The organism is Mariniflexile sp. HMF6888, from assembly GCF_044335535.1.
Classification (GTDB): domain Bacteria; phylum Bacteroidota; class Bacteroidia; order Flavobacteriales; family Flavobacteriaceae; genus Mariniflexile.
In genome coordinates this window covers 759,147-773,760 of sequence record NZ_JBIQVZ010000001.1, presented here as the reverse complement: position 1 = coordinate 773,760, position 14,614 = coordinate 759,147, and the positions used below count along the sequence as shown (strand labels likewise).

The window sequence follows — 14,614 nt, the reverse complement described above, 5'->3', positions numbered from 1 at the left end:
AAAATTTGTAATTTTAAAGAATTGTTATAGAGGGATTTATAATGATTTTTTCCTGAAAACATAAGGATTAATGGCAAAAGAAGAATTGGAATGTTCGTTTTGTGGTCGTAAAAAACCCGAAACAAATTTATTAATAGCAGGCTTAGATGCTCATATATGCGACAGATGTATTGAGCAAGCGCACGGTATTGTGCTAGAAGAATCTAAGCAAAGTGACAGTGGTGATTTATCGACAGAATTAAAACTACGCAAACCACAACAAATTAAAGCATTTTTAGACGAATATATTATAGGGCAAAGCATGACCAAAAAAGTCATGTCGGTAGCTGTATACAATCATTATAAACGTTTATTGCAACCGGTAACAAAAGATGATATTGATATTCAGAAAAGTAATATCATTATGGTTGGACAAACAGGTACAGGTAAAACCTTAGTAGCAAAAACAATAGCAAGAATGCTTAATGTGCCTTTGGCAATTGTTGATGCAACCGTTTTAACCGAAGCTGGTTATGTAGGTGAAGACGTAGAAAGCATTTTAACGCGTTTATTGCAAGCAGCCGATTATAATCTGGAAAAGGCAGAAAAAGGCATTGTTTTTATTGATGAAATTGATAAGATTGCTCGTAAAAGTGATAATCCATCCATTACCAGAGATGTGTCTGGCGAAGGTGTGCAACAAGCACTTTTAAAACTTTTAGAAGGTACCGTTGTAAATGTACCACCAAAAGGAGGACGTAAGCACCCGGATCAAAAATTCATTGAAGTGAATACCGAAAATATTTTATTCATTGCTGGTGGTGCTTTTGATGGTATTGAGCGTCATATTTCAAAGCGATTAAATATGCAAGCCGTAGGTTACAGTGCATCTATTTCAGATAATGTAGTCGATCAAAATAATTTACTTCAGTATATCATCCCAAAAGATTTAAAAGATTTTGGTTTAATTCCTGAAATTATTGGCAGATTACCAGTGCTGACTTATATGGATCCTTTAGATGCCGAAACTCTTAGGGCTATACTTACCGAACCAAAAAATGCCATTATAAAACAGTATCAAAAATTGTTCTCAATGGATGATGTTGATTTTACCATTACCGATGGTGCTTTAGATTATATAGTAGATAAAGCTATTGAATATAAATTAGGAGCTAGAGGATTGCGTTCGCTTTGTGAAGAAATCCTAACTGATGCTATGTTTGAATTACCTAGTAGCAACGATAAAAAGTTGAATGTAACTAAAACGTATGTTGAAGATAAATTGGTCAAAACCACTTTAAAGAAACTAAAGGCCGTTTCATAAAAAGACAACGCATAATTATAAAAAAAACCACGCTAATTAGCGTGGTTTTTTATTTTTTTATGGATGTTAATTAATAAAGGACATTATGGGGATTTTCATATGGTTTTTAAAAACTTTGTTAAAAGTATATTTATTTTAATTTCTCACAATGCTTTCTTTGTAGCTTTTAGATGATAAGACGAAATACTCGTTTAAAGTACTTTTTGACATGCATTTAATCGATATTGTTAATTTAAGACAGTAAACCCAACATGTCTTTTGGTCTGTAGGTTATCATTAGTATAATTGCTTGTACAATCAACTAATACCATTTAAGCTTTGGAATGACTACAGAAAAGCATGCAAAATGACCTATTAAGAGTTTAATTTTATTAAGTCGTCTAAATACAAGCGTGTATTAGAAAGTCTAGGGACTTTATGTTGCCCGCCTAATTTATTGTTCTGTTTTAACCAATCGTAAAACAAATTTTTACGTGCTATATTAATTTTAGGTTTATTAAGTGTGATGTTGTTGTAACGTTTGGCTTCGTAATCGGAGTTTAGGGCTTTTAGGGCATTGTCCAACAATTCATTAAAGTAATGAATATCTTTAGGAGGTGTTTTAAATTCAATCAGCCATTCATGAGCGCCTTTTTCTTTGCCTTCCATAAAAATAGGAGCAGCGGTGTATTCTACAATTTCGGATTTTGTTTTTTTACATACTTTTTTTAGGGCTTCTTCGGCATTTTCTATAATAAGTTCTTCGCCAAAAACATTTATAAAATGCTTAGTTCTACCAGAAACCTTAATTCTGTAGGGACTTAACGAAGTGAACTTAACAGTATCTCCAATTTTGTAGCGCCATAAACCAGCATTGGTGGTAATAATAACGGCATAATTTTGATTCAATTTTACCTCGCTTAAAGGAATGGCTTTTTCAGCGTCGGTGGCATAAATATCCATAGGGATGAATTCGTAGAAAATGCCATAATCTAACATTAATAATAATTCGTTAGAATTGTTTTGATCTTGAATTGCAAAAAAGCCTTCGGAAGCATTATAGATCTCATAATATTTAAAATCTTTTTTAGGCAATATTTTTTTGTACTGGTCTTTGTATGGTGTAAAGCTTACTCCACCATGAAAGTAGACTTCCAAATTTGGCCAAACATCATGCAGGTTTTGTTTTCCTGTGGTTTCTAAAACGTTATTAAGTAGTACAAGCATCCATGATGGTACACCCGCAAGACTCGTTACGTTTTCGTTCATGGTTTCATTTACAATGGCTTGCATTTTGTGTTCCCAATCGCACATTAAAGATACTTTATTGCTGGGTGTGCTACTAAATTCTGCCCAAAAGGGCATATTGTCAATTAAAATAGCCGATAAATCGCCAAACACGGTGCCGTTTTCTTTATATAACTGCTTGCTTCCGCCTAAGCGTAAACTTTTGCCTATAAATAATTGCGATTCTTCGTTGTTGTTAAGGTACATGCACAATAAATCTTTGCTGGCGGCATAATGGCAATCTTCAAGAGAATCTTCGCTTACGGGAATAAATTTACTTTTGGCACGTGTGGTACCACTAGATTTTGCAAACCATTTTATGGGTGTTGGCCAAAACAGGTTGGTTTCCCCTTTCATAGCACGCTCTATTACATCTTGCCAACCATCATAATTTTTTATAGGGATGCGCTCGGCAAACATTCTATAGTTTTTTATAGAAGCAAAATCGTATTCTTTACCAATTTCTGTGTCTTTAGCGATGTCTAAAAGCTGTAACAGTAATTCGTTTTGAACTTCGTTGGGGTATTTTAAGAACAATTCAATTTGATGGAACCGCTTTTTTAAGAACCAAGAAGCAATGGAATTTACTATAGTGATTGGCATATTTGTTTTATATTTATTCCTTAAAAATAATACTTTTTTTTATGAAATGAGTTTCAAAATTTAACATTTACATTTAGTGTTTAAATGCTTATAATTTTGGAACGAATTACTTAATATGGTGAATTTTTTATTGCATTTTAACAATTAAAATTTTAAACAGATGACCTATCAAGGTGTTTTAACAAAAATGGAAACAGAGTTTTCAAGTCCTATTTCATACTATTTGGTATTTGAAAACGATTTTTTAAACATGAATCAATTATTGGGAAAAACCATTACCATGCAATTTGTTAAATACCAATGTCTAAACTGCGGATTGGATAAACCAATTTACCGCCAAGGGTTTTGTAAAAGTTGTTTTTTTGAAATACCTCAAGCAGCCGATTGGATTATGCGTCCAGAACTCAGTACGGCACATTTAGATAAAGAAGATCGTGATTTAGAATACGAAAAGAAAGTACAGCTGCAACCGCATATTGTGTATTTGGCAAATTCCAGTAACGTCAAAGTGGGCGTAACCAGAAAAAGCCAAGTACCAACACGTTGGATAGACCAAGGGGCGCATGAAGCTATAGAAATTGTTGAAGTGCCAAACCGCTATTTAGCAGGCATTACTGAGGTCGCTTTAAAAGACCATGTGAGTGACAAAACCAATTGGCGTACCATGTTAAAAAATGATATAGTAGATGAAGATTTGGTAGTATGGCGTGAGCGTTTGAAACCATACATTCCAGATGAAGCAAAAGATTATTTTATAGAAACCAATACCGAAACCAATATGGAGTTTCCTGTTGAGAAATATCCAAAAAAGCCAAATAGTTTAAACCTAATTAAAGCACAAGCTTATACAGGAAAACTCACGGGTATAAAAGGGCAGTACCTTATTTTTGAAGACGATACCGTTTTTAATGTACGTGCGAATGAAGGTTTGGTGGTTGCTATTAGTTTGTAAATGGTTGATTTATATATTGTTCAAGAATAACACAAAAAAATCCCATCAACACTTTTTGTGGTCAATGGGATTTTTTTTCTTTCTAACGTCTAACGTCTAACGTCTAACGTCTAACGTCTAACGTCTAACGTCTAACGTCTAACGTCTAACGTCTAACGTCTAAATATCCTCTTGATCTCTTAAGTTTTGAATGTATGATGCTTTTTGTACTTGGCGTCTTCTTTTAACAGATGGTTTTGTAAAAAACTGCGCCTCTCTTAAATTTTGCATGACTTTAATATTACGGTGTTTTCTTTTATAACGTTTTAAGGCACGTTCTATATTTTCGCCATCTTTGATAATAATTTTTAACATGTATAGTTTTTAATTGTTTGTGTTTTAGGATTATCCTAAATACGTTTTTAATACTTTGCTTTTTGATGTATGTCTTAATCGACGAATGCCTTTTTCCTTTATTTGCCTAACGCGTTCGCGTGTTAATCCAAAAGCTACACCTATTTCTTCAAGGCTCATGGGTTGTCTGTCACTAATGCCGTAGAAATTCCGAATCACTTCGGCTTCTTTGTCAGAAAGCATGTTTAGGGCGCGATTAATTTCGGTGGTTAAAGAATCCTTCATCAAATTAGAATCAGGTCTGGGCGATTCTTGAAAATTTACAACATCATAAAGTGTTGAAGTTTCACCATCTTTTAAAGGGGCATCCATAGACACATGCCTGCCCGAAATTTTCATAGATTGCTTTACATCGTTAATTGTTAGTTCAAGGTTAGATGCAATTTCTTCGACACTTGGTGGTCGTTCATGTGTTTGTTCTAAAAAAGAATAGGCTTTGTTTATTTTATTAATAGACCCAATTTTGTTTAAGGGCAACCTAACTATTCGAGATTGTTCAGCCAACGCCTGAAGAATGGCTTGTCGAATCCACCAAACAGCATACGATATAAATTTAAAACCTCGGGTTTCGTCAAAACGTTTTGCAGCCTTAACCAAACCAGCATTACCTTCGTTTATTAAATCGGGCAATGTTAAACCTTGGTTTTGATACTGTTTTGATACTGAAACTACAAAACGTAAGTTAGCAGTGGTGAGTTTATCTAAAGCCTTTTGATCGCCTTGTCGTATGCGTTGTGCTAATTCTACCTCTTCTTCAGCAGTTATTAATTGTATTTTGCTAATGTCCTGAAGGTATTTGTCAAGCGACTTTGATTCTCGGTTGGTAACTTGTTTCGTGATTTTTAATTGCCTCATTATTATTTTTAAGTTATAGACTATTTATAACCCACAACTTAACTTTTTTATTGAGATAACCTAATGAACTTGTTTAAACTTTTCACAATTGGCTAAAAAATTGTCCTTTTGCGTTCTCTTTTTGCCTTTTCTTCCTTCCATAGCTTTTCCAACGCGACAAGCTGGCTCCTTCTCTAAAAAGGTTTACTAAACCTTTTCTTTACGCTCGGCCCTAACTCAAAAAAGCCTTCAACCGAACAAAGGACAGAGCGTAAAAAAATAACCCAGTGGGTTATTTTAGCGAACGAGCCAGCTAGCGTAGGGTTAAATTTTCACTTCAATCAAAAAAGTTTAAACGAGTTCAATAATTACGGTATTTTATTAATAGAATGCCCAAAAAAGAAAAGATATGACTACTTAACCGTGTCTTTTTGTTTTTTCTTGTTTAATAAGCCGCCCAAAACATTTTTAACGGCGTCTTTGGTTGTGTTGGTTTTGGTAGAATCGGTGGTGGTTGTTTTGTCACCTCCAACAATACCGCCAAGCACCTCTTTAACGGCGTTATTTTGGCTTGTAGTAGCTGAGTCTTTTTTTGTTTTATTACCCGCTATCAAATCACCAAGCATGCCGCTTACTTTGTCTTTGCCTTGGTTAAGCAGTTTTTGTTTTTGGATTTCAACCAACTGTTTGGTTAAGTTGGAAACGCCACTTGTTAAATCGGTTTTTACGGTAGGGTTTGTATAAGAGCCCCCAATAGTTGCTGTAATTGGAACAGTAATATTTTTTGCTGAAGCATCGTCAATTTTAGCAATAAGACTAGTAACCTCACTGCCTAAATATTTTGCAGGTACATTAAATACTGCATTATAAGCCATGGTTTTATCAAAACTATGCGAACCAGCGATTTCAATTTCAATATCTTCATAAGATACTTTAAATGGTTTAACGCTTACTTTACCATTGTTAAAGTCAAACCTTGTTTTTAAGTCATTTAAATTTAGCTTTTTGAAATCGATGAAATTTAAAGAACTCCCTAATTTATTTAAAACTTCGGCATTGGAAGGATTGATGGTTGACGATAGTATTTCGGCTAAAGCATCACCCGATAAGCTGCTTAAGTTTGGCGTAAAATCGTCGGTTAAATTACCTTTTAAATTAAGTGTCGTGTTTAATTTACCTTGTATGACTTTCATTAACGGCGCTAATTTTTGAAACAGCTCCATACCTTGAAACGATTTAGCAATATCAAAACTATTAATGCCCAAATCCATATTAAAAGTTGGCGTATCGGTTTTTGTTGAAACAAATCCCGATAAAGCTAGTTGACCATCAAATAAATTGGTAGTGAAATTTTGTAATTGTACTTGTTCGTCTTTAATAATTAAAGCGCCTTTTGCATTTTTAAGCTGTAAATTATCGTAAATAACGGTGTTGGCTTGGGCGTTTATAGTACAGTCCAAAAACGCTGGGATTTTTATAGACTCTGTTTTACTTGCTGGTTTTTTATCGCTTTCTGTTGAGGTTGGTACGTCATCACTCATAAAATCGTTTACCGCAAAGGTGTTGGAATTCAAATTAAAATTGCCCTGTAAGGTTTTGTTGCTAAGCATAAACCCTAACAGATTTTTAATGGTTCCTGTGGCGTTTAAATCGGTTTTGCCAGTTTGTGCTTTAAAAGTGTTTAATGAAACCGTTTCTGGGTTGAACGTCATGGTAGCATCCGAAATTTGAAGCGGATTTTTAAAATCTTCCGAGGCGTATTTAAAATTGCTTAAGCTCATGCTTCCACTGTTTTTTATACGTTCGTAAGCATTTTTTTCAATGGCATCCATATCAAAAGCTGTGTTTAGCTTAGCTTTTAAAATACCGCTTAAATCCATTTTAAAATCTACCGGATATACTTTTGCAATGTTTCCTAAGTTTATAACGCCATCTATATTGGCATCAACAAGCATATTGCCCGTAATGTTTTTTATGGTAGCAGACGATTTAAAAACATCCTGGTCTATTTTAAAATTTAGGGTTTTTATAGCAACATAGGTATCTTCGGTTTTGCCTGTGGTGTTTTTAATTTCGGTATCAATAATAATATTTTCAACACGTTTTGGCAAGTCAGGATATTTAAATGAGGCGTTGTTCGATTTAATGCTAATATCTAATGTTGGAATGGTTTCATCGGTTACCAAGCCTTTTATGATGCCTTTAATTTTGAAATCACCTGTAGTTTCAACAGTTTCTATGTTTTTGGAATACGCTTCAGGGATGACCGCCAAAAAGTTTTTAAAGGACGATTCGGGGTTTTCAAAGGTAATGTCAACATCTTGTCCTGCTTCAAGTAATTGCACAAACCCGTGAAACTCAATAGGTAATTTATTGATAAACCCTTTGTTTTCTTTAAAGGTGTATTTGCTGTTTTCTAAATCCAATCCAATTAAGGCGTCCAGTTTTATTGGGTTGTTGTTTAGGTAATTCGTACTATCCATAGTAAAGCTTATTTTGGCTTCACTTTTGGTGTCTAACTCCGATTTTTCAGAAGAAAACGTTCCTTTACCTTCATGGTTAAGTTCGGAAATACTTAACGCTATTTTAGATTCGTCATTGACGCTTAAATAATTGATCGTGCTGTTTTTAATTTGATAGTCTTGAATATCGAAAGCAAAACTGCTGCTTTCGGTAGATGCATTTTCTTTTTCTTTGGTAATATCGTAATTGGCAGCACCCGATGCGTTGGTTTTTAAATTCAACAAAACAGTGTCTGCATTTATGGATTTTACAATAATGGATTCGTCGGCTTTTTTAAACAGCTCTTTGATAGACATGGTAAACGCTATTTTTTTTGCACTAACCAGCGTATCACCTTTAAAAGGTTCGAAATTGGTAATAGCCAAATCGTCTACACTGACGTGCGCTTGCGGAAAACTTTTTATAAAACTTAAGCTGATGTCGCTAAATTCTACTTTGGCATTTAGGTTTTCGTTAATAAAACGCTTCACCATGTCTTTTATTTGCGATTGAAATATAAATGGGCTAGCAATTAAAAGTGCTATAATGATAAGTAGGGAAATTCCGGTGATTTTTAGAGCTTTTTTCATTGGGAGATTTTATGAAATATACGAACAAAAGTAACCAAAAGCTTAGCGAAAACCGAAAATTTAACAACCATTTATATTTTTTTAAAGAAGTTGGATCTCTTCATACGCTTTAAGTTTGAAACGTTTTTTGAATAAAAACACACCCAAATACAAAAAAGGAGTATCACAAATAGCAATTAATACTTTAAATAAAAACCCACTAATTAGCAAGCCTTTAAACATATGCCAAGGGAGCACCTCAAAAAAGCATAGTAAGAGAACGACCGAAAAAGTATCCACAAATTGCGATAAAAAGGTTGAAAAATTATTACGTAGCCATAAGTGTTTCCCTTTGGTTGCCCGTTTCCAGAAATGATAGATTTGAATGTCTACAAACTGTGCAAAGAGGTAGGCAGTCATACTCGCTCCAACAGCTAAAATGGTGCGTCCAAAAACATTATTAAACACCGAATTGTCAACAGGTGAATTTGAAACCGCAGGGACTATATCGGCAACATAAACAATTAAAACAGAAAACAGCGAGGCAAAAATACCAGTCACCACGACTTGGTTGGCACGTTTTTTTCCGTAAATTTCGCTAATTAAATCGGTTATTAAGAACGTAATGGGGTAAGGCAAAATACCCACCGAAACAATAAACAGTTTGGTTCCAAAAACCTCCATATCTAAAGGGTGCCAATAGAAAAATTTTTGAAATATAAGATTTGAAACTACCAACGATGTTATAAAAAGTGCACCTAAAAGCATGTATATTTGTTGGGCAGCAAGTTTGTCTTTTGAAGTCATTTATAATTGTGAATAAATAGGTCTTGTAAATATAAAGGAATAAAATTTGTTTTACTTATTTTGCCGTTACTTATGATACAACCAACAACGTTTTACATAGCATTGGGCAGTAATAAAGGGGATAAATTTAAAAACCTTCAAGATGCCATTGATTTAATTCATGTCAAAATCGGGAATATTATCCGCATTTCAAAAGTTTATAAATCGTCGGCATTTGGTTTTGAAAGTGACGATTTTTTTAATGCCTGTTTGGTTTTGGAAAGTCATTTAGAACCCGAAACCCTGCTTCAGGAACTGTTGGGTATTGAAATCAGTTTGGGGCGTATAAGAACCCAATTAAATAAATACGAAGCCCGAACTATAGATTTAGATATTATTTTGGTTGAAGATGCTGTTGTAAACACAAAAACACTGCAAGTACCACACCCCGAAATGCAAAAGCGTAAGTTTGTATTGTTGCCGTTACACGATGTGGCAGCTAAAGTAAAACACCCCATATTGCATAAAGACGTTGCTGTTTTATTAGCTGAATGCGAGGATGATAGCGTTTTGGAACCCATTAATATTTGGTTGAAAAACCCCAGTAAAGACTACTCTTTTTCAAAGTATAATTTCATAGCCATTGAAGGCAATATAGGTGCAGGAAAAACCAGTTTGGCGACCAAAATTGCACACGATTTTAATGCCAAACTTATTTTGGAACGCTTTGCCGACAACCCATTTTTACCCAAATTTTATAGCGATACACAGCGGTACGCCTTTCCTTTGGAAATGAGTTTTTTGGCAGACCGTTACCAACAAATTAGCGACGATTTATCGCAGCTCGATTTGTTTAAGGATTTTATTGTAAGCGATTACGATGTGTTTAAATCGCTAATATTTTCTAAAATAACCTTGCAAGAAGATGAGTTTAAGCTCTACCGCAAACTTTTTTACTTAATGTACAAAGACTTGCGTAAACCCGATTTGTATGTGTATTTATATCAAAATACCGCACAATTGCAAGAGAACATTAAAAAACGCGGGCGTGATTATGAACAACAGATTACCAACGATTATCTTGAAAAAATAAATACGGGTTATTTAGAGTTTTTAAAAAGCCAAACCGACTTTAATGTCAAAATCATTGATATTTCCGATAGGGATTTTATTGAAAATAGAAGTGATTATTTGTGGGTTTTGGGAGAGGTTTGTGGGTGAAAATGAGTTAAAAGTGCCAAGCTAGAAGTGGAGGTCTTTTGATGTGTACCGCCACTAAGCGGAGCTTAGCGGGAACAGGGAATTTAAATATTTAAAGCTTAAAAAACTAGCAAAACTATAAGCTAAATTTATCCCTTCGAATAAGATTATTTTTCAAGAATTATTGCCGAGTTCTTCCGCTAGTCCGATAAGGATGCCTTCGATTCCGCGGATATAGCATAACCGATACACGTTTTCATATTGAACTATTTCGCCAACGAGTTGAGCACCATGCTTGTTAAGTCTTGAGAGCGCCTCATCAAGATCGTCTACGGTAAACATAACACGTAGATAGCCGAGAGCGTTCACAGGTGCCATGCGGTGATCTGAGATGGTAGGTGGGGTGAGAAATCGCGAAATCTCGAGTCGGCTATGGCCATCCGGTGTAACCATCATAGCGATCTCTACGTTCTGAGTGCCGAGTCCCGTAACACGACCAGCCCATGCGCCTTCAACCATGGCGCGCCCTTCGAGCTTCAAACCTAGCTCGGTAAAAAAAGAGATGGCGTCATCGAGGGATTCTACAACGATGCCTACATTGTGCATTGTGGGTAAATTAGTCTTTGTCATAGTTTTATCTTTTTATGAATAAAAAATTATGATTACGATATAAAGCTTTATCAATTAAGTAGCGCATAAAGATTTGGATGAATTATCGTTTTTTACATTTAGAATCAAGCTGACATATATTTTACAACGTTATACCATTTACTGCGGGGTTTGTCGTGCTTTATGTTGGTGATATTCAAAGTTTATTAAATGATGTTTCAACCTGAACGCCCTTTGCCAATGTTTGATAAACGACACAATACCTTTCTGTAAGTTTAGTAAGTGATTGCATTTGTTCTTCGGTTGCATTTGTTTCAAGAATAAAAGAAAGGCGAATGTTTTTGAAGCCCACAGGAACTTCTTTTGAAACACCTAAAGTCCCACGAAAATCTAAATCACCTTCGGCTTTTACTGTTCCATTCTTTATATCAACTTCAATGGCTGTCGCAACGGCAGTGAGTGTAACCCCAGCACAAGCAACCAATGCTTCTAAAAGTAAATCGCCCGAACAAGCTAACATTCCAGTACCGCCTGTTGCTTTGTGAAGCCCCGCTTCAACTATGGCTTTTCCCGTTTCCACTTTGCACGAAATGCCTTTGCCAATTTTCCCGTGAGCTTCCAAAGTGATGATTGCGGCATCGGGCTGTTCACGATACTTTTCTTTAATTGGTGCTTGAATATTTTTTAGCTGTTCTGAATTCATTTTCAATATGTTTATGAGGTGGATGCGCTATTTTACTTGACGCTACAACACTCGTTTTTAGTATTTTTTTTATCTGTAAAATTTTTTCAACATCTGATATTTCTTGGTTTTTAAGGTGGAACAAGTGGAAATCAGTAACAATAAATTTAAAAATAATTTTTTTGTTTTAGGTGATTTAAATGTTAATAATCAGGACTACTATTTGGTTGTTTTCAACTTCGGAAATACATCCCAAATAACCACTCCGGCACTTACCGAAATGTTTAACGAATGCTTGGTGCCATTGAGGGATTTCAACCATCACATCACTTATTGCTAAACCAATTTAAATAGCTCCTATTAATTTATTGTCAACAAGAAAGTGTAGGTTTTTGCTGTTAAAGTGTACAGTTGTTTGGTTTGATAGTTTACCACCATTAATTAAATATTATGGTATCGTTTTAGTTCTTCCTAGAATATGTGAATTCATATTATTTAGTCGATTTATAATGTCTAAATATGTGATTATGAGCTATTAAAACTATTAAAACTGTACTTAATCGAATTTTTTTGAGTGTATAATAGGTTGGTATTTACATTTGATAACCCTCATTTACTTTATTGAACCTAATTTATTAATTATGAAGACTACATTCTTATTGCCAATTCTTGCATTCTTAGCAGTGTATAATACACATTCTCAAGAAAAGGATTTTGAATTTAACAGGCTTAATACTAGAAAACAAACAATTAAAGGACAATCTGCTTCGGAAATCTATAGCGTTTCTTACGCTGAAATAGAGGAATCAATAAATCCTGAATACATTAAATTAAAAAGTGAGTTAGAAAAGATAATAGCCGATAGTATTTCTAAAAAGGCAAATTACTACAAGGCTCTTGCTAGAATTAATGATATATCGACTATTAAAAATAAAGTCATAGCTTTTAATAACTCAAGTAAACCTTTTGGAAATAAAGTAATACTATTAAAAGAAGCACAAATTCTAGCTTCAAAGCATAACATTACAGACCTTTTTTATTCAGACAACGAAATAAATAAAAAAATGAAGGCTGGATTTTTGCTTTTAACTTTAAATTTTGAGGATTTGAAAGTTCATTTAGATAAGATCTTATTGAAATTAGATAATAAAATCAAAGTTCCAGAGACACCTACGTATATCTCTACTATTGCTTTAAGAGAGAAAATATCTAATACAAAGAAAAAACAGGCTAAAGATCCAAAGGGTGAAAACGGTTATATGTTACAGAATAGCATAGTGCCCCCAGAGGATTTAGCAGGAAATTTTGTGGTTGTAAATAGCTATTATGTGTTAAGCATGCCAACTGATGGGTTTTTAAAAAATCAATTAGTATCAAAAAAAGCTGTTTTAAATTTAGGTATAACTAGTGAAGAATTATACTCCAATAAAGAAAAAATGCTAATTCAAAATAAACGAACTAAAGAAATGTACTTAGTTGATAATAGTTTTTTAAACAATTTTTCTGTAAAAAGTTAAAAGGTTCAATTCGGTTTAATAAAGTTTGTTTAAATAATAAATATACTATCATGAAAAATTTTACTAAAATATTATGGTTGCTAGTAGTTGTTTCAGGAAGTGTTAGCGCCCAACAAGAAAGAGGTATAATAGGAACCAATAACTGGCTAAATATCTGGACAGAATTTATGCCGAATAGAGTCGATTATGGAGAAAACACCCATATATTATCTGGCAATATAACAGAAGATACTATACTGTATAAAAAATATACTTATTTGTTATTAGGGAATGTTTTTGTTACAAATAACGCCATTCTTAGTATAGAGCCAGGAACAGTAATTAAGGGAGATTACGAATCTAAAGCAACACTTACTATTACTGTAGGTGCTGCTATAATTGCCGAAGGGACTGTAACCGATCCTATCGTTTTCACTTCAAATAAAACCACCAAAAGAGCTGGAGACTGGGGAGGCGTAATTATACTTGGAGATGGTCATACTAATAAATTCGGAAAAAATTCTGTAGCTTCTTTTTATACAGATCTTAAAACTTCAGACTCTATAAACACTAATTTTGGTGGAGAAAAACTAAAAGACAATTCTGGATTTATATCGTATGTGAGAATAGAATATGCAGGAGGGAAATTGAAAAAATCGGATATTTCCAATGCTTTATTATTAGCAGGAGTAGGTGCGAAAACAACAATAAATAATGTCATGGTAAGCTATTCGGCTGGCAATTCCTTTAACGTTATTGGTGGAGAAGTTGATATGGACCAAATGGTTTCATATAAAGCTAAAGGGAATGATTATAATTTTAATTATGGGGCAGCTTGTAATATATACAACTCATTGGCTGTTCGCTCCCCTTATATATCATCAAGTGAATCTAGATGTATTGACGTGGTCTCTTATGATAATGCTAGTGAAGTTGCTCTTGCTAGAAAAGGAACAACAGTAGTAGCAGAAAACATGACACTTTTAACAGATACTGAAAACTTAGATTATGATATTAAAGTGGGTTTAATAGAGGAATCTATATACATCGGTGAAAATACAGATTTTAGTATCAACAGAAGTGTAATATCTGGTTTTAATAAAGCAGTACTACTTGATGAAAATATAAAAATTAATGCTGCTAGTTTGGCTAGGATAGATTTTAAAAATGTATATTTTAACAATTGTAATGAAAATATCTCTTCAAAATTTAAAGAAGATAATGAAGATTTAGAAAATTGGTATGGAAACTCTTATTTTTTCAACGTCTATTCTAAAACTAATCATTCAGAATTGTTCATTGATTTAAACTCAAGTAAAAAACCAGATTACAGATTAAGCATAAACAAAATATTAGCCATGAATAAAGGTTGAAAAACAGCTAATAATCAATTTGTTGTAATTTTTCAATGTGTAATCA

The 14,614-nt window shown here is 33.8% G+C and carries 12 protein-coding genes and 1 pseudogene; 5 read left to right on the top strand and 8 right to left on the bottom strand.

Going from position 1 to position 14,614, the window contains the following annotated elements; genetic code table 11:
* The first annotated feature begins 70 nt into the window (after positions 1–70).
* Positions 71–1,303 carry an ATP-dependent Clp protease ATP-binding subunit ClpX gene (gene clpX, locus ACGLWY_RS03605; protein WP_396618294.1) on the top strand — a complete coding sequence of 411 codons (1,233 nt, stop codon included), beginning with the start codon at positions 71–73 and terminating at the stop codon, positions 1,301–1,303.
* 354 nt (positions 1,304–1,657) lie between these two features.
* On the opposite strand, the gene ACGLWY_RS03600 is transcribed toward clpX, so the two are convergent.
* Positions 1,658–3,172: a GH3 auxin-responsive promoter family protein gene (locus ACGLWY_RS03600; protein WP_396618293.1), complete on the bottom strand. Its 1,515-nt coding sequence runs from the start codon at positions 3,170–3,172 to the stop codon at positions 1,658–1,660.
* 160 nt (positions 3,173–3,332) lie between these two features.
* Here ACGLWY_RS03600 and ACGLWY_RS03595 point away from each other — a divergent pair, with 160 nt between their 5' ends.
* On the top strand, positions 3,333–4,124 hold the full coding sequence (locus tag ACGLWY_RS03595; protein ID WP_396618292.1) for a DUF2797 domain-containing protein: 792 nt from the start codon (positions 3,333–3,335) through the stop codon (positions 4,122–4,124).
* 159 nt (positions 4,125–4,283) lie between these two features.
* Here the strand turns inward: ACGLWY_RS03595 and rpsU are convergent, their stop codons facing one another.
* From rpsU to ACGLWY_RS03575, 4 genes are all read right to left on the bottom strand, one after another.
* Positions 4,284–4,478, bottom strand: coding sequence for a 30S ribosomal protein S21 (gene rpsU / locus ACGLWY_RS03590; RefSeq protein ID WP_117174857.1), 195 nt, complete (start codon positions 4,476–4,478; stop codon positions 4,284–4,286).
* A gap of 30 nt (positions 4,479–4,508) precedes the next feature.
* Entirely contained in the window at positions 4,509–5,372 is an 864-nt protein-coding gene (locus ACGLWY_RS03585; RefSeq protein WP_396618291.1) for an RNA polymerase sigma factor RpoD/SigA, read from the bottom strand.
* 392 nt (positions 5,373–5,764) lie between these two features.
* The gene (locus ACGLWY_RS03580; protein WP_396618290.1) at positions 5,765–8,443 is read right to left on the bottom strand and encodes an AsmA-like C-terminal region-containing protein; all 2,679 of its coding nucleotides are present in this window, start codon (positions 8,441–8,443) and stop codon (positions 5,765–5,767) included.
* An 81-nt stretch (positions 8,444–8,524) separates the two neighbouring features.
* The gene (locus ACGLWY_RS03575) at positions 8,525–9,229 is read right to left on the bottom strand and encodes a queuosine precursor transporter (protein WP_396618289.1); all 705 of its coding nucleotides are present in this window, start codon (positions 9,227–9,229) and stop codon (positions 8,525–8,527) included.
* A gap of 72 nt (positions 9,230–9,301) precedes the next feature.
* On the opposite strand from ACGLWY_RS03575, the gene folK reads away from it, so the two are divergent.
* Positions 9,302–10,429, top strand: a complete 1,128-nt coding sequence (gene folK / locus ACGLWY_RS03570; RefSeq protein ID WP_396618288.1) for a 2-amino-4-hydroxy-6-hydroxymethyldihydropteridine diphosphokinase — start codon at positions 9,302–9,304, stop codon at positions 10,427–10,429.
* Positions 10,430–10,582: 153 nt separating this feature from the next.
* On the opposite strand, the gene ACGLWY_RS03565 is transcribed toward folK, so the two are convergent.
* The 3 genes and pseudogenes from ACGLWY_RS03565 to ACGLWY_RS03555 form a co-directional block, all read right to left on the bottom strand.
* The gene (locus tag ACGLWY_RS03565; protein WP_396618287.1) at positions 10,583–11,038 is read right to left on the bottom strand and encodes a VOC family protein; all 456 of its coding nucleotides are present in this window, start codon (positions 11,036–11,038) and stop codon (positions 10,583–10,585) included.
* 175 nt (positions 11,039–11,213) lie between these two features.
* On the bottom strand, positions 11,214–11,720 hold the full coding sequence (locus tag ACGLWY_RS03560; RefSeq protein WP_396618286.1) for an OsmC family protein: 507 nt from the start codon (positions 11,718–11,720) through the stop codon (positions 11,214–11,216).
* 198 nt (positions 11,721–11,918) lie between these two features.
* Positions 11,919–12,030: pseudogene (locus tag ACGLWY_RS03555) on the bottom strand (TrmH family RNA methyltransferase); the annotation flags it as partial.
* 310 nt (positions 12,031–12,340) lie between these two features.
* On the opposite strand from ACGLWY_RS03555, the gene ACGLWY_RS03550 reads away from it, so the two are divergent.
* Both ACGLWY_RS03550 and ACGLWY_RS03545 read left to right on the top strand, forming a co-directional pair.
* Entirely contained in the window at positions 12,341–13,216 is an 876-nt protein-coding gene (locus tag ACGLWY_RS03550; RefSeq protein WP_396618285.1) for a hypothetical protein, read from the top strand.
* A 50-nt stretch (positions 13,217–13,266) separates the two neighbouring features.
* Positions 13,267–14,568, top strand: a complete 1,302-nt coding sequence (locus tag ACGLWY_RS03545) for a hypothetical protein (RefSeq protein ID WP_396618284.1) — start codon at positions 13,267–13,269, stop codon at positions 14,566–14,568.
* Positions 14,569–14,614: the final 46 nt, after the last annotated feature.